We start from the raw sequence: 21,244 nt of genomic DNA, 5'->3' as shown, positions 1-21,244 counted from the left end.
CGGCCCGTACCTTCGCGCTCAGCGGAAGCGGTTGATGGTGTCGCGCAGTTCGATCGCGGCGGCGCGTGCCGCTTGCGCAAAGTCCTCGCCATGACCGGCGTAAAGGATGGCGCGGGAGGAGCTGATCATCAGTCCGGTGCCGTTGGCGTTGCGGCCATGCGTAAGCACGGCCTGGACATCGCCGCCTTGCGCACCGATACCTGGCACCAGCAGCGGCATGTCGCCAACGATGGCGCGTACCTTGCCCAGTTCTTCCGGCCAGGTGGCGCCGGTAACCAAGGCGCAGTTGCCGTTGGCGTTCCAGTCGCGCGCGATGGTTTCGGCCACGCGCAGGTAGAGCGGCAGGCCGCCGCAATCGAGTGCCTGGAAATCCGCGCCGCCGGGGTTGGAGGTACGGCACAACAGGATCACGCCCTTGTCGGAACGTTCCAGGAATGGCTGCGCGGAGTCCCGGCCCATATAGGGATTGAGCGTGACCGCGTCCGCCTGATAACGGTCGAACGCTTCGGTGACGTAATGCTGGGCGGTGCTGCCGATATCGCCGCGCTTGGCGTCCAGAATCACCGGCACGCCGGGATGCGTGGCGTGGATGTGTGCGATCAGTCGCTCGAGCGCGTCTTCGGCGCGTAGCGCCGCGAAATGCGCGATCTGGGGCTTATACGTGCATACCACGTCGGCGGTGGCATCGACGATGTCGCGGCAGAATTCAAACACGGCATCCGGGCGCCCCTTAAGATGCGCGGGAAACTTGGCCGGTTCGGGATCGAGGCCGACGCAGACCAGGGAGTGGTGGTCAGTCCATGCGCGTTGCAGGGATTGCATGAAGTGCATCGGAATCTCCTCGTCGCCGCCCCTTTTCCCTTGCCTCTCTGGAGAGGCTAGGGCATGGCCACCTTCACGGTGGCATGGTCACCGCTACGGTGACATGGGGCCCATGTTGCGATGTCGCTGAATGGTGCCGTTGTTCTTTATGTAGCGGGGCCAGTCGTGCCCCCTCGCCACCGTAACGGTGGCATGCCCGGCCCTCTTCCCGGGGGAAGAGGGCGCGAGCCCAGGCGTTTTACGCCAGCTTCTTGTACTTCACGCGATGCGGGCGGGCCGCTTCGTCGCCGAGACGACGTTTCTTGTCCGCCTCGTATTCGTTGTAGTTGCCGGGGAAGAACTCCACGTGCGAGTCGCCTTCGAAAGCGATGATGTGCGTGGCGATGCGATCGAGGAACCAACGGTCATGCGAAATCACCATGGCGCAGCCCGGGAATTCCAGCATGGCGTCTTCCAGTGCGCGCAGGGTTTCGACGTCCAGATCGTTGGACGGCTCGTCGAGCAGCAGCACGTTGCCACCCTGCATCAGGGTCTTGGCCAGATGCAGGCGGCCGCGCTCACCACCGGAGAGGCTGCCCACCAGCTTTTGCTGGTCGGTACCCTTGAAGTTGAAGCGGCCAATGTATGCGCGCGACTGCAGCTCATAACGGCCGATGGTGATGATGTCGGCGCCGTCGGAGATTTCCTGCCACACGTTCTTGTTGGGGTCGAGGCTGTCGCGCGACTGATCCACGTAGGCCAACTGCACGGTGTGGCCCAGCTTCACTTCACCCTTGTCCGGCGATTCCTGGCCGGTAATCAGCTTGAACAGGGTGGATTTACCCGCACCGTTCGGGCCGATGACGCCGACGATGGCGCCCGGCGGGATCTTCATCGACAGGTCGTCGATCAACAGGCGATCGCCGAACGACTTCGACACATTCTTGAATTCGATGACTTCCTGGCCCAGGCGCTCGCCCGGCGGAATATAGAGTTCGTTGGTTTCGTTGCGCTTCTGGTACTCGACCGAGTTCAGTTCCTCGAAGCGATTGATACGCGCCTTACCCTTGGACTGGCGACCCTTGGCCGCCGAGCGGACCCACTCCAGCTCGCGCGCGAGGGCCTTCTGGCGACCCTTTTCAGCGGCTTCTTCGCGGGCCAGGCGCTCGCTCTTCTGTTCCAGCCATTCGGTGTAGTTGCCCTTCCACGGAATACCGCGGCCGCGGTCGAGTTCGAGAATCCACTCGGCAGCGTGCTCAAGGAAGTAGCGATCATGCGTCACGGCCACCACGGTGCCCGGGTAGTCCTGCAGGAACTGCTCCAGCCAGTCGACGGATTCGGCGTCCAAGTGGTTGGTGGGCTCGTCGAGCAGCAGCATGTCGGGCTTGGACAGCAGCAGGCGGCACAGTGCCACGCGGCGCTTTTCACCACCGGACAACGGACCGATCTTGGCATCCCACGGCGGGAGGCGCAGCGCGTCGGCGGCCACTTCGAGCTGACGCTCAAGGGCGTGGGCGTCATTCACGGCCAGGATGTTTTCCAGCTCCTGCTGTTCCTTGGCCAGCTTGTCGAAGTCGGCGCCCTCTTCGCCGTAGGCGGCATAGACCTCTTCAAGGCGCTTCTGCGCGTCGAGGATGACCGACACGCCTTCCTCGACCGCTTCGCGGACGGTCTTCTCCGCATCGAGCTGCGGTTCCTGCGCGAGGTAGCCAACTTTGATACCGGGCTGCGGACGGGCTTCACCCTGGAAGTCCTTATCCACGCCGGCCATGATCTTCAGCACCGTCGACTTGCCCGCGCCGTTCAGGCCCAGCAGGCCGATCTTGGCACCGGGGAAGAAGCTGAGCGAGATGTCTTTAATGATCTGGCGCTTCGGGGGGACGGTCTTGCTGACCCCGTTCATGGTGTAGATGTACTGCATGGAGCCTCCGGCGGCGTGCACGGCGCCAGCCGTCGAGGGCAGGCGGGTGCGTTCAGAGTGGGTGTAAACCACTCATTATAGCGGTTTATGGGTCACCCCCGGTGACCGTTGCCCCCGTTTGGCGAGCGCGGTGCCACCGGGGCGCCATGGCTGGGCCGGAATCGGGCCGGCCGGTCGTCCACGCTGGTCTTTTCAGCGATTGAGACCCCATGAACCCCTTGCCTGCCAGCGCCGTCCGTCCGTTGTTCGACCGCTTGGAGCGCCTGGATCGCCGGGTGGCGGCCTGGGCGGCGCCGCGAGGTTCGGGGGTGGTGGCGGCGCATGAACTGGCTTGCTTCGCCATCAAGCAGGCGTCCGCCTGTTTGTTCGGAGGGTGTTTGCTGGCCTTGCTGCTAGTTACCTGGGCGGCCTATCCGGCGGGTGCGTGGCTGGCGCGGTACGACTTTCTGACCTTGGCCGCGCTGGCGATCCAACTGGCCTTGTTGGCGAGCGGGCTGGAAACGCGTGAGGAAGCCCGGGTGATCCTGTGCTTCCATGTGGTCGGCACCGCCATGGAGGTGTTCAAAACGGCGATGGGCTCGTGGGTATATCCCGAGTCTTCCGTGTTGCGCATCGGCGGCGTGCCGTTATTCAGCGGCTTCATGTATGCGGCGGTGGGCAGCTATATCGCACGGGCATGGCGGTTGTTCGACTTTCGCTTCGTGCGGCATCCACCATTCGCGGCCACGGCGTGGCTGGCGATGGCGATCTACGTGAACTTCTTCACGCACCACTTTCTGCCGGATCTGCGCTGGCTGCTGTTTGTTGCGTTGGCGGCCTTGTTCGGTCGCACCTGGATTCTGTTCCGTGTGCGCGATACCTATCGCCGCATGCCCTTGCTGCTGGGCTTTGTGCTGGTGGCGTTGTTTATCTGGTTGGCGGAGAACCTGGGCACCTTCGCCGCCGCGTGGCGCTACCCGAGCCAGCGCCACGGCTGGGCCGTAGTGCCGGTGGACAAGCTGGGTGCGTGGCTGCTGCTGATGGTGATCAGCTACGTGCTGGTGTCCGCGGTGGCGAACAAGCGAGCGCGCGACTAGCGCTCGCTGTCCAGTGAAGCCATGCCGTGGCTGTTGTAGCGTTCGCCGGCGGCCACGCCCGGAGGGAAGGCCTGTTCGAGCGTCGCCATCTCATCGGCCGACAGCGTGACACTCAAGGCGCCCAGCGCTTCGTGCAACCGCTCGCGCGTTCGCGCGCCCACCAGCGGCACGATGTCTTCGCCGCGCGCCAGCACCCAGGCGATGGCCAGTTGCGCCACGCTGCAGCCCTTTTGCCCGGCCAGTTGCTGCAGGGTGCTCACCAGCATGAGGTTGTGGCTGAGGTTGTCGCCCTGGAAGCGTGGGCTGTGCGTGCGGAAATCGCGTGCCTCGGTCGGGCGGTCCGGGGCCCAGTGGCCGCTGATCAGGCCCCGCGAGAGCACGCCATAGGCGGTGATGCCGATGCCGAGCGCGCGGCAGGTCGGCAGGATGCGCTCCTCGATGCCGCGCGTGATCAACGCGTACTCGATCTGCAGATCCACCACCGGATGCACCGCGTGAGCGCGGCGGATGGTCTCCGGGCCCACTTCCGACAAGCCCAGGTGGCGCACATAACCGGCTTGGATCAGGTCCGCGATGGCACCGACGGTGTCCTCGATCGGTACGTTGGGGTCAAGGCGCGCCGGGCGGTAGATGTCGATGTAGTCGGTGCGCAGGCGCTGCAAGGTGTAGGCGAGCGCGGTCTTTACCGCGGCGGGGCGCGCGTCGTAGCCGAGCCAGTCGCCGCCGGGGCCACGCTGCGCGCCGAACTTCACGCTGAGCTGATAGCTGTCGCGCGGTCGACCCACCAGGGCATCGCCGATCAACATTTCGTTGTGGCCCATGCCGTAGAAATCACCGGTATCCAGCAGGGTGATGCCGGCATCGAGCGCGGCATGGATGGTGGCGATGCTCTCGCCGCGATCGGCGGCACCATACATGCCGGACATGCCCATGCAGCCTAGGCCAAGGGCGGAAACCTGGGGGCCATGTTGGCCGAGCGTGCGGTGGTGCATGGGGGCGCTCCGTCGTAGGTAACAACCCATAATGCACCTGCGCGGCCTGCGCGCCATGTGCCGCCGCGTACGCGCAGCGGTTGGCGGATAACCTCAGGGTTTTGCTTTTGCCATGTCGAACACGGCGCTCACGGTGCGTGTATGCAGCGCTGCGGCATCGAAGCCTTCCGGTAGCATGCCGGCGATTTCCAGCATCACCGCGCCATGCAGGGCCGCCCAGATCTGGTGGCCGATGATGGCCGGGTCACCGGCAACGGTGCCTTCGGCGATCATCACTTCGACGTGTGCCGCAATGTTGCGCCACATGCGCTGGTGAGCGTCGCGATAGGCCGGGTCATCGCGATTGGTTTCGGGATATTCGAACATCAGGCGGTAGGTCGCCGTGTTGTCGCGTGCGAAGGCGATATAGGCGTCGCGTACGGCGCGGCTGCGGGTGCGGCCATCCCCGGGTGACGCCAATGCGTGCTCCATCGCCTCGCATAGCCGGTGCAGGCCGCGTGTGCGCACGGCGGTGACGATGGCTTCCTTATTCTCGAAGTAACGATACGGCGTCATGGTGCCAACACCGATGTCCGTGGCGATGCGGCGCATGGTGACGGCGCCGGGGCCTTCCTCAACGTACAGGTGCGCAGCTGCCTCGCACAGGCGTTCGCGGAAGGCCTCGGTTTCCTGCTCGGTCAGGGCTCTGGGCATCTCAGTCGCCGGACACGTGCAGGGTGCGACGGAAGAACGCCAGCGCGTCGGCATTGATTTGCGCGTGCACCTGGCGGCGATCGACGCCAGCCGGGTCGGTGCATAGTTCGGGGATTTGCTTTGCCAGCGCCGGCGAGCAGGGTGCGAGGAATACCCAGTGATCGGCGTTGGGCACTTCTTTTACGCCAGCCAAGGTGTGGATCAGCGGCTGGATATGGCGGGCATTGGCCTCAGGACGCAGCACATGGTCGTTCGCGCCGTAGTACAGGTAGATCGGCACCGTTACCGAGTCGAAGCTGTGTGCATCGAAGATCAGGCTGAGCGGCGCCATGGCGAAGGCGGCCTTCACGCGCGGGTCGGCGGTATCGCCGTAGCGGTAGAGCTGGTCTTGTCGCTGTTGCATCAACTGGCGCAGAGACAGGCCCGCTTGCTTGGCCTCGACCTGGAAGTCGGCCAACTTGCCGCAGACGTTGTCGTCCTTCGGGTAGTGCTCGCAGAAATCCACGAAGCGGGTGAACTGGGGCTTCGCGCCCGCCACCATCAGGCTGGTGTAGCCGCCTGCGGAGAAGCCAGCAACGCCGATGCGCGCGGGATCGATCAAGGTTTTCCAGTGCGGGTCGGCCAGCAGCATGGAAATGGTCGCCTTCACCTGGACCGGGCGACCGGCCAGTACCTCGATATGGCCGACCCCGCTGGTGTCCTCAAAGTCGTCCTTGGGGTGATTGAGCGTGGCGACCACGAAGCCATGGCTGGCCAGGAAGGAGGCCAGGTCGTGGTGGCCCAGGCGCGAGCCGCCATTGCCGTGGGAGATCACCACCAACGGTTTGGGCCCGGGTGCCGGCGGGGCGTTGAGCTTCGCCGCCACCTCGTAGGGCCCCAGCGTGGTGACGCCTGGGGTGGGCTCGGATGATGGGTAGAACACAAAGCCGTCAGTCTGGCCACCGCTGACCGGGTCAGTGATGCGGATTGGTGCAATGCCGACGCCGGATACCGTCGGCGCGCCGAAGGCCATGGAAGCCAGCAGTAACCATAGCGCGGCGCCCAACCCGGCAAGCAGGCGGGGGCGGCGCAGGGTGGTGGGCGAAGACGCTGTCGACATGGGAAGGGCCTCGGGTCTTGGTTGCGTGCAACGTACGGTACGGTGTACGAAATGAGGATGCAAGTACCCGACGGTGGCCCCCATAACATATGACAGCTACAATTTCCCGTTCTAACCCTGCATACCACCCCACGAGGTCAGGATGTTCCCGAAGCACGACACGATCGCCGGTTACGACAATGAACTGGCCCAGGCCATGGCCGACGAAGCCCGTCGCCAGGAAGACCACGTCGAGCTGATTGCTTCGGAGAACTACGCCAGCCCGCGCGTGATGGAAGCGCAGGGCAGCGTGCTCACCAACAAGTACGCCGAGGGTTACCCGGGCAAGCGCTACTACGGTGGCTGCGAATTCGTGGACATTGCCGAGAAGCTCGCCATCGAGCGCCTCAAGCAGCTGTTCGGCGCCACCTACGCCAACGTGCAGCCGCATTCCGGCTCGCAGGCCAACCAGGCGGTGTACCTGGCCCTGCTGAACCCCGGTGACACCATCCTGGGCATGAGCCTGGCCCACGGCGGCCACCTCACCCACGGCGCCAAGGTCAATGTGTCGGGCAAGCTGTTCAACGCCATCCAGTACGGTGTGAACGAGCAGGGCCTGGTCGACTATGACGAAGTCGAGCGCCTGGCCCTGGAGCACAAGCCCAAGATGATCGTGGCGGGCTTCAGCGCCTACTCGCAGGTGATGGACTGGGCGCGCTTCCGCGCGATTGCCGACAAGGTCGGCGCCTACCTGTTCGTGGACATGGCGCACGTGGCTGGCCTGATCGCCGCGGGCGTGTACCCGAACCCGCTGCCGCACGCGCACGTGGTTACCTCCACCACCCACAAGACGCTGCGCGGTCCGCGTGGCGGCATCATCGTGGCCAAGGATGCCGGCGAAGAGATCGAGAAGAAGCTGCAGTCGATCGTGTTCCCGGGCATCCAGGGCGGCCCGCTGATGCACGTGATCGCCGCCAAGGCCGTGGCTTTCAAGGAGGCGCTGGAGCCGGCTTTCAAGAGCTACCAGGAGCAGGTGGTCAAGAACGCCAAGGCCATGGCCAAGACCTTTATCGAGCGTGGCTACAAGATCGTCTCCGGCGGCACCGAAAACCATCTCATGCTGATCGATATGATCGGTCGCGACGTAACCGGCAAAGATGCGGAGGCGGCGCTGGGCAAGGCGCACATCACGGTGAACAAGAACGCCGTGCCGAATGACCCCCGCTCGCCCTTCGTCACTTCGGGTTTGCGCGTGGGTACGCCGGCCATCACCACCCGCGGCTATCAGGAAGCGGACGTGGTGGAGCTGACCCATTGGATGTGCGACGTGCTGGACGCGCCGGCTGACGAAGCGGTGATCGCCAAGGTGCGTGAGAACGTCACGGCGCAGTGCCGCAAGTTCCCGGTGTACGGCTGAGCGTCGTCAACGGGCGAAGGGGAGTGTGAGGTGAGTAAGTCGTTGTCCTCGATGTCCTCCTTTCTCGTGAAACACGCCTAGACACTATGCATTGCCCGTTCTGTCAGCACGAAGACACCCGCGTGATCGACTCGCGGCTCGCCGAAGACGGCGCCACCGTGCGCCGTCGTCGCGAATGCCCCAAGTGCGGCGAGCGCTTCAATACCTTTGAAACAGCCGAGCTCAAGCTGCCGACCATCGTCAAAAGCGGTGAGCGCCGAGAGTCGTTCGACGAGCACAAGCTGCGCGTGAGCTTTGAGCGCGCCTTGCAGAAGCGGCCCGTGTCCACCCTGGCGGTGGATGCGGCCGTGCGCGAGATCGTCAACGATCTGCGTCGTTGCGGCGAGCGCGAAGTGCCCTCGCGCCAGCTCGGCGAACTGGTGATGCGCGAGCTGAAGAAGCTCGACCAGGTGGCCTACGTACGTTTCGCCTCGGTCTACCGCAAGTTCGAGGACGTGCAGGCATTCCGCGAGGAAATCGAAAAGCTTGAGCGCGACCTGCCCGAGCTTGAAGCGCTGCAGCTCTCGCTGCTGGGCGAAAGCGTCGCCCGCCGTAAAAAGTCCCAGTGAACGTTCTCCCGCAGGGGAGAGCGTCCACCTCGCTGCATCGCCTACACTGATGCCATTGCATCAGCCAGTGATCCGGGCATGAGCCAGAGTTTCTCCGCCATCGACCACACCCATATGGCGCAGGCCTTGCGCCTGGCCGAGCGTGGCCTGTACACCACCCACCCCAATCCGCGTGTCGGTTGCGTCATCGCGCATGGCGAGCGCGTGGTGGGCGTGGGTTTCCACCCGCGTGCCGGCGAACCGCATGCGGAAGTGTTCGCCTTGCGCGACGCCGCCGAGCAGGCGCGTGGCGCCACTGCTTATGTGACGCTGGAGCCATGCGCGCACCACGGCCGCACGCCGCCTTGTGCGGATGCGCTGATTGCCGCGGGCGTATCGCGCGTGGTGATTGCCGCGGAAGATCCGTTCCCGCAGGTGGATGGACGCGGCATCGGCAAGTTGCGTGCCGCGGGCATCACGGTGGAAACCGGCTTGCAGCGCGATGCCGCGCGTGAACTCAATGTCGGTTTCTTCAGTCGCATCGAACGCGGTCGGCCCTGGGTTCGCGTCAAGCTCGCCATGAGTCTGGACGGCCGCACGGCGTTGGCCAATGGCGAATCGAAATGGATCACCGGCGAGGCCGCACGCGCTGACGTGCAGCGTTGGCGAGCGCGCAGCGCCGCCATCCTCACTGGTTCGGGCACGGTGCTGGCAGACAATCCGCGCCTCAACGTGCGCCTGCCGGAAGCCGAGGGGTTCATGCCCCCCCTGCGCGTGGTGCTGGATCGACGCCTGTGCACGCCGTCGGACAGTCACGTGCTCGATGGCACGGTGCCCACGCTGGTGCTGCATGCGCCACATGCCCAGCCGCATGATCCGCGCTTCCAGGCGGTGGCGTTGGCTGGCGTGGCCGAACAGGGTGGCGCGCTTGATCTGCACGCAGTCATGGCCGAGTTGGCCCGCCGCCATATCGGTGAGGTGCACGTGGAAGCCGGCCCCCGTCTCTGCGGTGCGCTGTTCGCAGCAGGCTTGGTGGATGAACTGCTGATCTACATGGCGCCGCTGTTGCTGGGCGATGCCGCGCGCCCCTTGCTGTCGTTGCCTGCCCTTACCGATATGGCGGGACGTTGGCGTCTGCGCACGGTGGATCGCCGCGTACTTGGCGATGATATGCGCCTGCTGTTCCGCCCGGCGGCCTGAGTGCCGAGCCTGTTGCCTTTCCCTGGACCCTTGCCATGAACCCTTCGCACGCCTTGCCACCGATTGTCCTCAGCGAGGAGGAGCGCGCCCAGTTCCTCGAACAGGGTTATCTGGTGCGACGCGTCCTCGATGAGGCCGGTATCGCGCGCTATGTCGCGGCCGTCGAGGCCGATCGACGCGAGCGTGGCGATGCGCAGCGCATGAGCAACCTGCAGTTCCTTCAGCCGGCCAAGGCCATTCGGGGCATCCAGGATGTGATCTGCAACGCGGACATCCTTGCCATCGGCCGTGACCTGCTGGGCGAGGGCATCATCATCGATGGCGCCTCGCTGTTCTACGCAGAGGCCGGTGTGGACTATCGCCAGGGCTGGCATCGCGATGTGTTGCAGGTGCCTGACGATCAGGTGGATCCCGCCTGGTTCAGCGAGAGCTATCACTACAACTACGTGCAGATGAATCTTCCGCTCACGGTGGATGGCTGCCTGTGGCTGGTGCCAGGCAGCCATCGGCGTGCGCTCAACGCGCCGGAGCGGGCGATCTTCGGCAACACCGAGAAGATGGCGCCGGTGGATGCGGCGGAGTTAGCTGACGGGCTTCAGTTGGTGCTGCAGCCGGGTGAGGCGGTGTTCTATAACAACTACACCGTGCATCGCGGTTACGGCGGCACGCTGGCGCAGCGGCGCATTACCGTGCACCTGGGCTTCCATTCCTCGCAATATCCACCCACCTGTCACTTTGGCGTGCTCGATCATACCGAGTACACACTGGACTACCTTGCCTCACTGGACCCTGGCGTCCGCGAAGCGCTGCGCGCCCACTTGGTGGAGCGCGCGCGACATCCCGAGGTGAATGTGTTTCACGCCTATCATCAGCAGTTCCTCAAGCAGGAGTTCAAGACCACATGACGACGGCGGCCATACGCTGGGGCATCATCGGTTGCGGCAACGTCACCGAAGTGAAAAGCGGTCCGGGCTTCAGCAAGACGCCCAATTCCGCGCTGGTCGCCGTGATGCGGCGTGATGGCGGCAAGGCACGCGATTACGCCGAGCGTCACGGTGTGCCGCGCTGGTACGACGATGCAGCGGCGTTGATTGCCGATCCGCAGGTCAACGCGGTCTACGTGGCGACGCCGCCTTCCACACACAAGCAGTACGCGCTGATGAGCATCGCCGCGGGCAAGCCGGTGTACGTGGAAAAGCCGATGGCACTGGATCACGCCGAGTGCGAGGAGATCATTCGCGCCGGGCGCGCGGCCAACGTGCCGGTGTTCGTGGCCTATTACCGCCGCGCATTGCCGCGTTTTGCCAAGGTGCGCGAGCTTATCTTTGGCCAGCGCGCCATCGGCACCCCGCGCATCGTGAATGCCGTGCTGCACGAGCCGCATCATCCGCGCTATCACGATCCGGAAAATCTCCCCTGGCATGTGCAGGCGGATGTTTCCGGCGGCGGCGTCTTCATGGATATCGGCTGCCACACGCTGGATATTCTCGACTGGCTGTTCGGGCCCATCGTGTCGGCCAGCGGACAGGCCAGTAACCAGCTGGGCGCCTACCCGGTGGAGGATAGCGTGGCCATGGCGTTTGCCTTTGGTAACGGCATGCTGGGTACGGGGCTGTGGAATTTCGGCAGCTTCAAATATCACGACCAAGTCGAAGTGGTAGGCGATCAGGGGCGTATCACCTTTGCCACGTTCGGCGATGGCCCGATTCACGTGGAAAGCGCTTCGGGCACGCATGAGTACAAGGTGGCCAATCCGCTGCATATCCAGCAGCCGCTGATTGAAACCATCGTGGCCGAGCTGACCGGCGATGCCGGCGCCTGTCCGTCCAATGCGGTGAGCGGCGCGCGCACCAGTTGGGTGATGGATCAGGTGCTTCGTGACTACCGTCGCCAGACCGGTCAGGTGATCGGCCAGTAAGCTCGCCACGCGCCCGCAGGGCGGGCGCGTGGCCGCGATCAACGGGAAAAATCGATCACGATCTTGCCGAAGTGTTGGGCGGACGCCAGCAGATCGAATGCCTCGCGCAGTTCGGCGAAACCAAACACCCGATCGATCACCGGTTCGAGGCGTCCTTGCTCGATGGCAGCCACCAAGCGTTCATGCTGTTCCAGTGGCGCCACCGACAAGCCTTGCAGGCGAATGCGCTTGAGCAGCGCCTGGGTCAGGGTGATGCTGGCCTCGTTGCCGCCCATAAAGCCGACCAGGCCGATAAAGCCATGCATGGCCGCCGCCTCCATGGATTGCGGCAAGGTGGCCGCGCCCACGGTTTCGATCACCACGTTGGCCCCCACGCCGTCGGTGGCTTCGCGCACCAGCGCGCCCCACTGTGGGTGCTGGCGATAGTTGATGGCCACATCCGCGCCCAATGCGCGCGCGCGTTCGAGTTTGTGGTCGCTGGATGAAAGCACGATTGCCTTGGCGCCGCGCTGCTTGGCCAATTGCAGCGCGAACAGCGAGACGCCGCCGGTACCCAGGATCAGCACGGATTGCCCGCTGGTAAGTTGTGCCAGGTCCAGCGCCTCCCATGCGGTGAGCGCGGCAATCGGCAAGGTTGAAGCGGACAGGGCGTCCAGGTGTCGCGGTGCGCGCGCCAGCGCATAGGCATCGAAGCAGGCGTACTCGCGCATGACGCCGTCATCGGGACCGCCCGGCTCGGCGCCGGTCCATTCCGGGCGGATGGCGCCGGCAATCCAGCGCGACTTGTACACGGTGGTTACCCGGTCGCCTGGTTGAAAGCGATGCGCGCCTTCGCCAACCGCCACCACGGTGCCCGCACCATCGGAGACCGGCACGATGGGCAGCGCGACGCCGCGATACAGCTTGCCTTGAGCCAGCAGCAAGTCGCGGTAATTGAGTGAGGCCGCCTCCAGTTTCACCAGCACCTGGCCCGGGCCCGGCGTGGGGGCAGGCAGCTCGATCTGTTGCAGATGGTCCAGTCCGAAAGCGTTGAGTTGATAGGCACGCATGACGTTGCTCCGTGGGGAATGGCGGCATGCTCGGCGCTCGGCGGCAAAATGATAATCTGCCGATATCACACATCATTTGTTCATTTTATGAATAAATCGTTTGAGCTGACGCCGACCCGGGTGCGAGAGTTGCGTGCCTTTGCCACCGCCGCGCGGCGACTTAATTTTTCACTGGCGGCCCAGGACGTCGGCTGTACGCCGTCGGTGTTGAGTCGGCGCATTGCGGCGCTGGAATCGGCGGTGGGGACAAAACTGTTCCTGCGCACCACGCGGCGCGTCACGCTGACTTCGCGTGGCGAACAATTGCTGGCGCATTGCGAGCGGCTGGAGTCGGTGATGACCTCGTTGGCGGCCGACCTGCGTCCGCGCGAAGGGGAGCCGGCGGGGCGGCTTTGCGTGCATTTACCGCGATCGTATGGGCGTGACCGCATTGCGCCGCTGTTGGCGGAGTTCATGCGGCGACACCCGCAGATCCGGCTGGACGCCACCTACGAAGACGCCTATGTCGATATGGTCGCGGCCAAGGTTGATCTGGCGGTGCGCGCCGGGCGCCTGGCCGATGCGCAACTGGTGGCCCGCCGCGTGGGCACCATGCGGCGCTATTTGTGCGCTTCGCCGTCTTATCTGGCCCACGCGCCGGCGCTCAACGACCCGGTGGACCTCAGGGCGCATCGCTGCCTCGCCTTCAGCGGCCTGCGCACCGGCACGCTATGGCAGTTTTCGCGGCAGCGGCGCCGGCGTTCCGTGCGCATCGACCCCGTGCTTGCCTGCAACGATTCACTTGCCGTGCGCGACGCGTTGCTGGCGGGCGTTGGCATCGGCATCCAGGGCGATTACATGAGCGATGCGATGGTGGCGGAGGGCCGGCTCGTAGAGGTGTTGCCCGAGTGGCAATTGGCCAGTTCGCCCATTCATCTGGTGTGGTTGCCGGGCGCGGATCGCGCGCCCGCCCTGCGCCTGCTGATCGACTACCTTGCCGTCGCGCTGGGTGACGCCTGAGCCCTTTGGGCGCGCCGGCGGGACACGGCGTGCAGCCTGGTGAACGACCGCGGTTCGGGCCCCGGGTCGGAAAATGCTAAACTCCCGGGGTCGGTTCGCCGGCAACCTTACAACGACGTCTTCAGGGCGGGGTGCGATTCCCCACCGGCGGTAGATACCTCAGGGTATGAGCCCGCGAGCGCTTCCGATCCATCGGAAGGTCAGCAGATCCGGTCCAATGCCGGAGCCGACGGTTGGCAGCCAGCGATGGCCGCCAGAAAGTCCGGATGAGAGAAGACGGTACGGTGCGCGCCTTTGCGGGTGTGCGCCTGCCTGACGCCTTGGGGCGTTTTTCGCATTTTTTTGGCGCGGGAAACGTTTCATGTCCAAGCTTCGTCACAATCTGTTCGCCGCCTTCCTGTCGGAGGTGTGCTGATGTTTACCGGCATCATTCAGACCGTGGGCCGCATCGCGCGGCTGGAACCTCGCGGCGGCGACGTGCGCCTGCACGTGGACACCGTCGGTCTCGATCTCAACGACGTGCAACTGGGCGACAGTATCGCCGTGTCCGGCGTATGCCTGACCGCGGTCACCCTGGAGCCGCGTGGCTTCAGTGCCGACGTCTCCAACGAAACGCTGTCGCTCACGACGCTGGGCAAGCACAAGGCCGGCGACCCGGTGAACCTGGAGAAGGCGCTGCGCCTCGCCGACCGTTTAGGCGGCCATCTCGTATCGGGCCATGTGGATGGCGTGGGCAAGGTGGTGTCGGTCACGCCGGACGGGCGCTCGCAGCGATGGGTGTTCGAAGTGCCGGCCAATCTGTCGCGCTACATCGCCGCCAAGGGTTCCATCTGCATTGATGGCACCAGCCTTACCGTGAACGAGGTGAATGGCCATCGCTTCGGTGTGAACCTGATTCCGCATACCGTTGAACACACCGCCTTCCACGCGCGTCGCGCGGGCGACGCGGTGAATATCGAGGTGGACGTGGTGGCGCGCTATATCGAGCGGCTCATCGGCAGCGGTGGCATGCCCAAGCTTGATGAAGCGTTCCTCAAACAGCATGGCTTTGCTTGATACCCGCGGTCTCCGCGAAAGCGGGGACTCGGCGGCTTTGCACGCACTGACGCAAGGCGCTGGATCCTCGTTTTCGCGGGGATGACGAACGAACGCAGCGCCTCGGCAAACTTTTTTTGGACATCCCCATGAGCTTCAACACCATCCCCGAAATCCTCGAAGATATCCGCGCCGGCCGCATGGTCGTGATTCTCGATGACGAAGATCGCGAGAACGAAGGCGATCTCATCATGGCCGCGCAAATGGTGCGACCGGAGGACATCAACTTCATGGTGCGCGAAGCGCGCGGCCTGGTATGCCTCACCCTCACCGAGCAGCGTACGCGCCAGCTCGGCCTGCGCCCGATGGTGGTGGACAACACCTCGCCCTACCAGACCAATTTCACCGTCTCCATCGAGGCGGCCGAAGGCGTTACCACCGGCATTTCGGCGCATGATCGCGCGCGCACCATCCAGGTGGCGGTGAAGTCGGGTGCCAAGCCGCAGGATCTCTCCCAGCCGGGTCATATCTTTCCGCTGACCGCGCAACCGGGTGGCGTGCTTTCCCGCGCGGGCCATACCGAGGCGGGTTGCGACCTGGCCGCGCTGGCGGGCCTGGAGCCGGCGGCCGTGCTGATCGAGATCCTGCACGAGGACGGCTCGATGGCTCGCCGCCCCGAGCTGGAAGTGTTCGCCAGGAAGCACGGCCTGAAGATCGGCACCATCGCGGACCTGATTCGCTACCGTCTGGAAACCGAGAAGACGGTGCAGCGTGTGTATGAGGAAGACGTGCAGACCGAATTCGGCCCCTTCCGCCTGGTGGCCTATCGCGATGCCATCCATCAGGGCCTGCATTTCGCCTTGCTGCGCGGCACCGTGCACGACGGCGCGCCGGTGCTCACCCGCGTGCACGTGCGCAACACCCTGTCGGATGTGCTGCATCTGCAGCGCGACGATCTGGGCCTTACGGTGACCTCGGCGCTGCGTCGTATTGCCGATGAAGGCCGCGGTGCGCTGCTGGTGCTTTCCGGTGAAGACACCGCCGATGCGCTGCTGCGTCGTCTCAACCGCCAACCGGCGGTGCAGGCGCCGGAGGAAGCGCAACAGCAGGAGTGGCGTCAGCTGGGCCTGGGCGCGCAGATCCTGGCCGACCTGGGCATCCGTCAGCTGCGCGTGCTGGGTACGCCGCGCAAGATGGTGGGCCTGGGCGGCTTTGGCCTGGAAGTGGTCGAATACGTGTGAGGGAGCGCAGGGCTTCGGCATGCCGAAGCCCTGTCCGCGCCATGCGTGATCCGCATACTGCCAATCCACTCCCGCGCAGAAGCTGCCTATGACCCGCATCCGCCTGATCGCTCCTTCCGGTTACCCTCACGACCACGACGCCACGGCGCGTGGCATCGCCCGACTGCGCGCCGTGGGCTGCACGATAGACGGTACGGAGGTGCTGGATCGCGTAGAGCAGCGCTTCGCGGGCAGCGATGCAGAGCGCCTGGCCGATATCAACCGCCTGTCCATCCAGCCATCCCTGCCGGACATCGCGTTGGCCGTGCGCGGCGGCTACGGCGCGACGCGCCTGCTTGAGCACCTGCACTACGGTGCGTTGCGTGAGCGGCTGGTCGGTAGCCGCACGCTGCTGGTGGGCCACAGCGATTTCACCGCGATCCAGATGGCGCTTTACGCCAAAAGTGGCCTGGTGACCTTTGGCGGCCCCATGCTGGCGGCCGATTTCGGCGCGCCGGAACTGAATGGCCTGATGTGGGAGCACTTCTGGCGTGCCGTTTGCGAGCCCCAGGTCACTGCCCGCTGGGCCACGCGGCTGCCCCGGGACATCGCCGTGGAAGGCCCGCTCTGGGGCGGCAACCTCGCCATGCTGTGCAGCCTTATCGGCACGCCTTATTTCCCCAGGATCGACGGCGGCATCCTGTTCGTGGAAGACGTGGGCGAGCCCCCGTTCCGTATTGAGCGGCTGCTGTATCAGTTGCACCTGGCCGGTGTGCTCGATCGCCAGCGCGCGCTGGTGCTGGGCCATTTCACCCAATGCCGCCCGCATGCCTACGACAACGGCTACGACGTGGACGCCGCGCTGGCCCGCATTCACGAGGTGGCCCGCATCCCGGTGGTGACCGGCCTGCCATTCGGCCACGAAACCGACAAGTTCACCCTGCCGTTCGGTGTGCCGGCGCGGCTCGAGGTCGCGGGGGGGCAGGCCAGCCTGCGCTTTGACGGCCATCCCCACCTTTCCGAAGCGGCATCGCTGCCCGATCCGGGCACGCTGCCCCAAATCCCGTAAAATAGTCCGCCCCCCGGGGCGGCAGCCCCTCAGGAAACGCATACCCATGAAGATCATCGAAGGCGATTTCTCCACGCCCAAAGGCCGTTTTGCCATCGTCGCCGGCCGTTTCAACGGTTTCGTCGTCGAGCCCCTGGTGGCCGGCGCGCGCGACACCCTGGTGCGCCATGGCGTGAAGGACGACGCGATCGAGCTGGTTCGCGTGCCCGGCGCCTGGGAAATCGCCCTGGCCGCGCACAAGCTCGCCAACTCCGGCAAGTACGTCGCGGTGATCGCGTTGGGCGCGGTGATTCGCGGCTCTACCCCGCACTTCGATTATGTGGCTGGCGAATGCGCCAAGGGCTTGGCCCAGGCCGCCTATGCCTCCGGCGTGCCGGTTGCCTTCGGCGTGCTCACCACCGACACCATCGAGCAGGCGATCGAGCGCTCCGGCACCAAGGCTGGCAACAAGGGCGCCGATGCGGCCCTGGCCGCGCTGGAAATGGTCAACCTGTACGGAAAGCTCTGATGAACCAGCGTCCCGAAGGCATCGATCTGGCCGCTCGCTCGCGTGCCCGCCGCCGTGCGTTGCAGGCGCTGTATGCGTGGCAGCTCAGCGGCAGCCACATGAATGCGGTGATCGAGCAGTTCCGTCACGAGCAGGATATGGAGGTGGCCGATCAGGAGTACTTCGAGGATCTGCTGCGCGGTGTGGAACGCCACGTCGAAGCCATCGACGATAGCCTCAAGCCTTATGTGGACCGCGATGTGGGCCAGATCGACCCGATCGAGCGCGCCGCGCTGCGCCTGGCCGCGTACGAGCTCAAGTATCGCCCGGATGTGCCCTACCGCGTGATCATCAACGAGGCCATCGAGGTCACCAAGCGCTTCGGTGCCGATCACGGCCACAGTTACGTCAACGGCGTGCTGGATAAGCTGGCCAGCGCGCTGCGCACCACCGAGAAGCGCGGCTGATGGACGGCGGTGTGGCGCAGCCCACAACGGTGCCGGTGCTGGAAACCGCCCGCTTGAGGCTGCGCGCGCATCGCGCCGACGACTACGCCGGCTGCGTGGCCATTTGGTCCGATCCGGAGGTCACGCGCTACATCGGCGGCCGCGCCTTCACCGCCGAAGAGGTATGGCGGCGCTTGCTGCAATACGCCGGATTGTGGGCGCTGGTGGGCTACGGATTCTGGGCGGTGGAGGAGAAAGCCTCCGGCCGCTATATCGGCGATATCGGTTTTGCCGATCTCAAGCGCGACCTGCAACCCTCGCTGGACGGCATGTTGGAGTTCGGCTGGGTGCTATCCCCCGCGGCCCATGGTAAGGGTTACGCCTCCGAAGCCGTGGCCGCCGCGATGGCTTGGGCTGCCGAGCAACATCCCGCCCTGGCATCGGTATGCATTATTTCGCCGGACAACCTGCCGTCGATCCGCGTGGCCGAGAAGGCCGGCTTCGAGCGCTGGCAGGACACCACTTATCACGGCAGCCCCACACGGGTATATCGCCGTTGAGCCTGGCGCGTCGTCACGCAGCGCCCCGGTTCGTGAGCCGCGCGGACCGCATGGCGATCACGCATCGTTGTTAGAGGACGCACGCCATGGAATTCCAGCTGATCGAGCGTATTCGCGAGCGCACCGCGCAAGGCCGTGAAGACGTCCATCTGGGCATTGGCGACGACGCCGCCCTGGTGATGCCTCCGGCGGGGCAGCAGATCGCCATCGCCATCGATACCCTGGTGGAAGGCGTGCATTTTCCGCACGGCATTGATCCGGCCGACATTGGTTGGAAGTCGTTGGCGGTGAATCTCTCTGACCTGGCGTCCATGGGCGCGAGCCCTGCATGGGCGCTGCTGGCGCTCACCCTGCCCAAACAGCCGCGCGAGCAGGTGCAGGCTTTTATCGACGGCTTCGCCGACGGTTTTGCCCAGCTCGCGCAGCCGCATCGCCTGGCGCTGATCGGGGGCGACACCACGCGTGGCGCGCTTACCGTCAGCGTGGCCGTGCATGGGTTCGTGCCCGTGGGCAAGGCGCTCACCCGTGCCGGCGCACGTGCTGGCGACGTCGTGCTGGTGACCGGCACCCTGGGTGACGCGGCGGCCGGTCTGGTGCTTTGGCAGCAAGGTACCCGCGTGGATGAGGAGTCGGGACGGGCCGCGTACCTGATGGAGCGCCTGCACCGGCCCACACCTCGTCTTTCGGCCGGCTTGGCCTTGCGCGAGCGGGCGTCCGCCTGCATCGACATTTCCGATGGTCTGCTCGCAGACCTGGGTCATATCGCCCACGCCAGCGGTCTTGCGGCGGAGATCGACGCACCGTTGCTGCCGCTGTCGCCCATGCTGTTGGGCAGCTTTGACGATGCCACCGCACGCGAGTTCGCATTGGCGGGCGGCGACGACTACGAGTTGTGCTTTACCGTGCCGCCTGCCTTGGTAGCCGAAGTGCAAGGCGACCTGGCCCGCATGGGCTGCGGAGCCACGCGCATTGGCCGCATGGTGGAAGGCAGCGGCGTGCGCGTGCGCAATGCGCAGGGCGAATGGCTGGAAACCGGCCGGCAAGGCTGGGACCATTTCGCCCCATGACCGACAAGAAAGCCCTGGGCGCCGAGCAGCGCCGTCAACTCCTCGCCACGCCCGCCGGCTGGCTTGCCTGCGGTTTCGGCTCGGGGCTTGCGCCGATAGCCCAAGGGACCTTCGGCTCGCTGGCCGCTGTATTGCCCTGGTTGCTGCTGCGCACGTTGCCCTTGCAGCTCTATGTGTTCGCCGTGGCGGTGGCGTTTGTGGTGGGCGTATGGGCCTGCGGCATCGCCGGCCGCGCCGTAGGGGTGGATGACCACCGCAGCATCGTGTGGGACGAATTCGTTGGCCTCTGGATCGCCCTGGTTCCTGCCTTGTTCGCACCCTGGTGGGCTGTTGTGCTGGGCTTCGCGCTGTTCCGGCTGTTCGACGTATGGAAGCCCTGGCCGATCCGCTGGCTGGATCGCCACCTCAAGGGTGGCATGGGCGTGATGGTGGACGACGTGGTGGCTGGCGTGTTCGCCGCCCTGTTGCTGGCGCTGCTTCTGCGGTTGTAAGTGCCCCCGGCAGGGTGCGGGCCACCCGGATGTATGGACGTCCGTTCCCATCGGTGGCGTCATGCTTTTGTCATCAGCGAAGGCTGAAATCCACGGTTTGGCGCTAACGCAGCGGGCCATGCCGCGTTGTGCGACTGCGCACAATTCCTATAGCCATTGCCCCGGGATTGCGGCATGGTGACCCCGGCCGGAACCTGTCAGGGGGCGTCACGGGATGGCCGGGCATCGTGGCCGATGGGTCCCACACACCCTCCTGAGCAAGCTTCATCGCCGCGCATGGCGCGCGCAGGCGCCACGGCCATCGTGGCCGTCGCGGAAAGAAGCAGCCGGCCCAACTTAGGCGAACGTGTTGTCTTCCAGGGGGTGCTTATGCGCGGACTTCTTCGCATTGCGTGTCTAATCGCTTGGCTGCTCTTGCTGCCTTGCTCGGTGGCTCTTGCAGCGCCCGGCCCCTGCCGGTTGATCGATCCTTCCACTTGCCCCAATGCCAACGAGCTGGCGCGTTCCAATGGCTTCGTACAGGCGTTGGGGCATTTCACTACCGACAGCAAGGCCAGTTACTTCAAATCCAATCGCTCGCTGACCGAGCAGGCCATGTCGGGCCTTGGCGGCTCTGGTGACAGCATGGTCGCGTTGCCCGACAGGCGGTTCCTGTTCGTGGGCTGCCCCTCGCGCGATTGCCGAGGCAACGCCACTGCCATCATTCTCAACGAGTACGGACAGATCGAGGCGCTGGGTTTCTCCAGCTTCCATTGCCAGGACGTGTGCGACGACACCCGTCATCTGGACTTCTATTTCCGCAAGGATAGCCAGGACGATGCGTTACTGGCGACGCTCAAGGCCTGGGGAACCAGCGACAAGCTGCGCAGGTCGCTACTGCATCCCGAGGCGGATGACGGCATCGATAGTCGCATGGACGTTCATGTGATCCCCTGAGCATGGCCGGATTCCTCGCGGCGTCGCTTGTCGACGGATCGGCGAGTCGATGGGGTGCCGACTTGGCCAAATGGCCAAGTCGGTGGGTTTGGGCAAGGCAGCGCATGGTGTGCCTTTCGTAGCACGCCACCCTATGCGGGGATGAGGGCGGCTAGGGCGTGGTCGATTGCATCGTGGCCCGATGCATCAACATCGATAGGCC

At 65.1% G+C, this 21,244-nt stretch carries 22 protein-coding genes and 1 riboswitch; of the genes, 16 read left to right on the top strand and 6 right to left on the bottom strand.

Annotation, left to right across the window (positions count from 1 at the left end; translation table 11 throughout):
- Window positions 1-18: 18 nt before the first annotated feature.
- The gene (gene pyrF / locus JHD67_RS13310) at window positions 19-831 is read right to left on the bottom strand and encodes an orotidine-5'-phosphate decarboxylase (protein WP_199099726.1); all 813 of its coding nucleotides are present in this window, start codon (window positions 829-831) and stop codon (window positions 19-21) included.
- A gap of 229 nt (window positions 832-1,060) precedes the next feature.
- Window positions 1,061-2,722: an energy-dependent translational throttle protein EttA gene (gene ettA / locus JHD67_RS13305; protein WP_199099724.1), complete on the bottom strand. Its 1,662-nt coding sequence runs from the start codon at window positions 2,720-2,722 to the stop codon at window positions 1,061-1,063.
- Window positions 2,723-2,931: 209 nt separating this feature from the next.
- On the opposite strand from ettA, the gene JHD67_RS13300 reads away from it, so the two are divergent.
- Complete coding sequence (locus JHD67_RS13300; RefSeq protein ID WP_199099723.1) at window positions 2,932-3,798, top strand: DUF817 domain-containing protein; 867 nt, start codon at window positions 2,932-2,934, stop codon at window positions 3,796-3,798.
- Here the strand turns inward: JHD67_RS13300 and JHD67_RS13295 are convergent.
- The 3 genes from JHD67_RS13295 to JHD67_RS13285 all read right to left on the bottom strand — a co-directional run bounded on the left by JHD67_RS13295 (window position 3,795) and on the right by JHD67_RS13285 (window position 6,582).
- Complete coding sequence (locus JHD67_RS13295) at window positions 3,795-4,790, bottom strand: aldo/keto reductase (RefSeq protein WP_199099722.1); 996 nt, start codon at window positions 4,788-4,790, stop codon at window positions 3,795-3,797. The genes JHD67_RS13300 and JHD67_RS13295 overlap by 4 nt on opposite strands.
- Window positions 4,791-4,883: 93 nt before the next feature.
- Window positions 4,884-5,483, bottom strand: coding sequence for a TetR/AcrR family transcriptional regulator (locus tag JHD67_RS13290; protein ID WP_199099720.1), 600 nt, complete (start codon window positions 5,481-5,483; stop codon window positions 4,884-4,886).
- Between the two features lies 1 nt (window position 5,484).
- On the bottom strand, window positions 5,485-6,582 hold the full coding sequence (locus tag JHD67_RS13285) for a dienelactone hydrolase family protein (RefSeq protein ID WP_199099718.1): 1,098 nt from the start codon (window positions 6,580-6,582) through the stop codon (window positions 5,485-5,487).
- A gap of 142 nt (window positions 6,583-6,724) precedes the next feature.
- Here JHD67_RS13285 and glyA point away from each other — a divergent pair, with 142 nt between their 5' ends.
- The 5 genes from glyA (at window position 6,725) to JHD67_RS13260 (ending at window position 11,683) form a co-directional block, all read left to right on the top strand.
- Window positions 6,725-7,978, top strand: a complete 1,254-nt coding sequence (gene glyA, locus JHD67_RS13280) for a serine hydroxymethyltransferase (protein WP_199099716.1) — start codon at window positions 6,725-6,727, stop codon at window positions 7,976-7,978.
- 86 nt (window positions 7,979-8,064) lie between these two features.
- Window positions 8,065-8,586 (top strand): transcriptional regulator NrdR, encoded by a 522-nt coding sequence (gene nrdR, locus JHD67_RS13275; protein ID WP_199099715.1) that lies wholly within the window; start codon window positions 8,065-8,067, stop codon window positions 8,584-8,586.
- Between the two features lie 78 nt (window positions 8,587-8,664).
- Complete coding sequence (gene ribD / locus JHD67_RS13270) at window positions 8,665-9,765, top strand: bifunctional diaminohydroxyphosphoribosylaminopyrimidine deaminase/5-amino-6-(5-phosphoribosylamino)uracil reductase RibD (protein WP_233171881.1); 1,101 nt, start codon at window positions 8,665-8,667, stop codon at window positions 9,763-9,765.
- 35 nt (window positions 9,766-9,800) lie between these two features.
- Window positions 9,801-10,670 (top strand): phytanoyl-CoA dioxygenase family protein, encoded by an 870-nt coding sequence (locus JHD67_RS13265; protein WP_199099713.1) that lies wholly within the window; start codon window positions 9,801-9,803, stop codon window positions 10,668-10,670.
- Window positions 10,667-11,683: a Gfo/Idh/MocA family oxidoreductase gene (locus JHD67_RS13260; protein ID WP_199099711.1), complete on the top strand. Its 1,017-nt coding sequence runs from the start codon at window positions 10,667-10,669 to the stop codon at window positions 11,681-11,683. The genes JHD67_RS13265 and JHD67_RS13260 overlap by 4 nt, the downstream gene beginning before the upstream one ends.
- Window positions 11,684-11,721: 38 nt before the next feature.
- Here JHD67_RS13260 and JHD67_RS13255 read toward each other — a convergent pair whose 3' ends face one another.
- On the bottom strand, window positions 11,722-12,732 hold the full coding sequence (locus tag JHD67_RS13255) for an NAD(P)-dependent alcohol dehydrogenase (protein ID WP_199099709.1): 1,011 nt from the start codon (window positions 12,730-12,732) through the stop codon (window positions 11,722-11,724).
- A gap of 87 nt (window positions 12,733-12,819) precedes the next feature.
- Here JHD67_RS13255 and JHD67_RS13250 point away from each other — a divergent pair, with 87 nt between their 5' ends.
- The 10 genes from JHD67_RS13250 to JHD67_RS13205 all read left to right on the top strand — a co-directional run bounded on the left by JHD67_RS13250 (window position 12,820) and on the right by JHD67_RS13205 (window position 21,042).
- The gene (locus JHD67_RS13250; RefSeq protein WP_199099707.1) at window positions 12,820-13,731 is read left to right on the top strand and encodes a LysR family transcriptional regulator; all 912 of its coding nucleotides are present in this window, start codon (window positions 12,820-12,822) and stop codon (window positions 13,729-13,731) included.
- Window positions 13,732-13,844: 113 nt separating this feature from the next.
- Window positions 13,845-14,013: riboswitch (FMN riboswitch) on the top strand.
- Window positions 14,014-14,145: 132 nt separating this feature from the next.
- Complete coding sequence (locus JHD67_RS13245) at window positions 14,146-14,787, top strand: riboflavin synthase (protein ID WP_199099706.1); 642 nt, start codon at window positions 14,146-14,148, stop codon at window positions 14,785-14,787.
- A gap of 128 nt (window positions 14,788-14,915) precedes the next feature.
- On the top strand, window positions 14,916-16,007 hold the full coding sequence (gene ribBA, locus JHD67_RS13240; protein ID WP_199099704.1) for a bifunctional 3,4-dihydroxy-2-butanone-4-phosphate synthase/GTP cyclohydrolase II: 1,092 nt from the start codon (window positions 14,916-14,918) through the stop codon (window positions 16,005-16,007).
- 82 nt (window positions 16,008-16,089) lie between these two features.
- Window positions 16,090-17,055 (top strand): muramoyltetrapeptide carboxypeptidase, encoded by a 966-nt coding sequence (ldcA, locus tag JHD67_RS13235; RefSeq protein WP_199099755.1) that lies wholly within the window; start codon window positions 16,090-16,092, stop codon window positions 17,053-17,055.
- Between the two features lie 40 nt (window positions 17,056-17,095).
- Window positions 17,096-17,563 (top strand): 6,7-dimethyl-8-ribityllumazine synthase, encoded by a 468-nt coding sequence (ribE, locus tag JHD67_RS13230; RefSeq protein WP_343214363.1) that lies wholly within the window; start codon window positions 17,096-17,098, stop codon window positions 17,561-17,563.
- Entirely contained in the window at window positions 17,563-18,009 is a 447-nt protein-coding gene (gene nusB / locus JHD67_RS13225) for a transcription antitermination factor NusB (RefSeq protein ID WP_199099700.1), read from the top strand. Before ribE ends, nusB begins: the two co-directional genes overlap by 1 nt.
- Before the next feature lie 11 nt (window positions 18,010-18,020).
- Window positions 18,021-18,548: a GNAT family N-acetyltransferase gene (locus JHD67_RS13220; RefSeq protein ID WP_343214360.1), complete on the top strand. Its 528-nt coding sequence runs from the start codon at window positions 18,021-18,023 to the stop codon at window positions 18,546-18,548.
- Between the two features lie 86 nt (window positions 18,549-18,634).
- Window positions 18,635-19,615, top strand: a complete 981-nt coding sequence (gene thiL / locus JHD67_RS13215; RefSeq protein ID WP_199099697.1) for a thiamine-phosphate kinase — start codon at window positions 18,635-18,637, stop codon at window positions 19,613-19,615.
- Complete coding sequence (locus JHD67_RS13210) at window positions 19,612-20,106, top strand: phosphatidylglycerophosphatase A (protein WP_199099695.1); 495 nt, start codon at window positions 19,612-19,614, stop codon at window positions 20,104-20,106. The genes thiL and JHD67_RS13210 overlap by 4 nt, the downstream gene beginning before the upstream one ends.
- Before the next feature lie 369 nt (window positions 20,107-20,475).
- Complete coding sequence (locus JHD67_RS13205) at window positions 20,476-21,042, top strand: hypothetical protein (protein ID WP_199099693.1); 567 nt, start codon at window positions 20,476-20,478, stop codon at window positions 21,040-21,042.
- The last annotated feature ends 202 nt before the right edge of the window (window positions 21,043-21,244 follow it).

The sequence above is a fragment of the Dyella sp. ASV21 genome (assembly GCF_016428975.1).
Classification (GTDB): domain Bacteria; phylum Pseudomonadota; class Gammaproteobacteria; order Xanthomonadales; family Rhodanobacteraceae; genus Dyella.
This window is presented reverse-complemented; position numbering and strand designations above follow the sequence as displayed.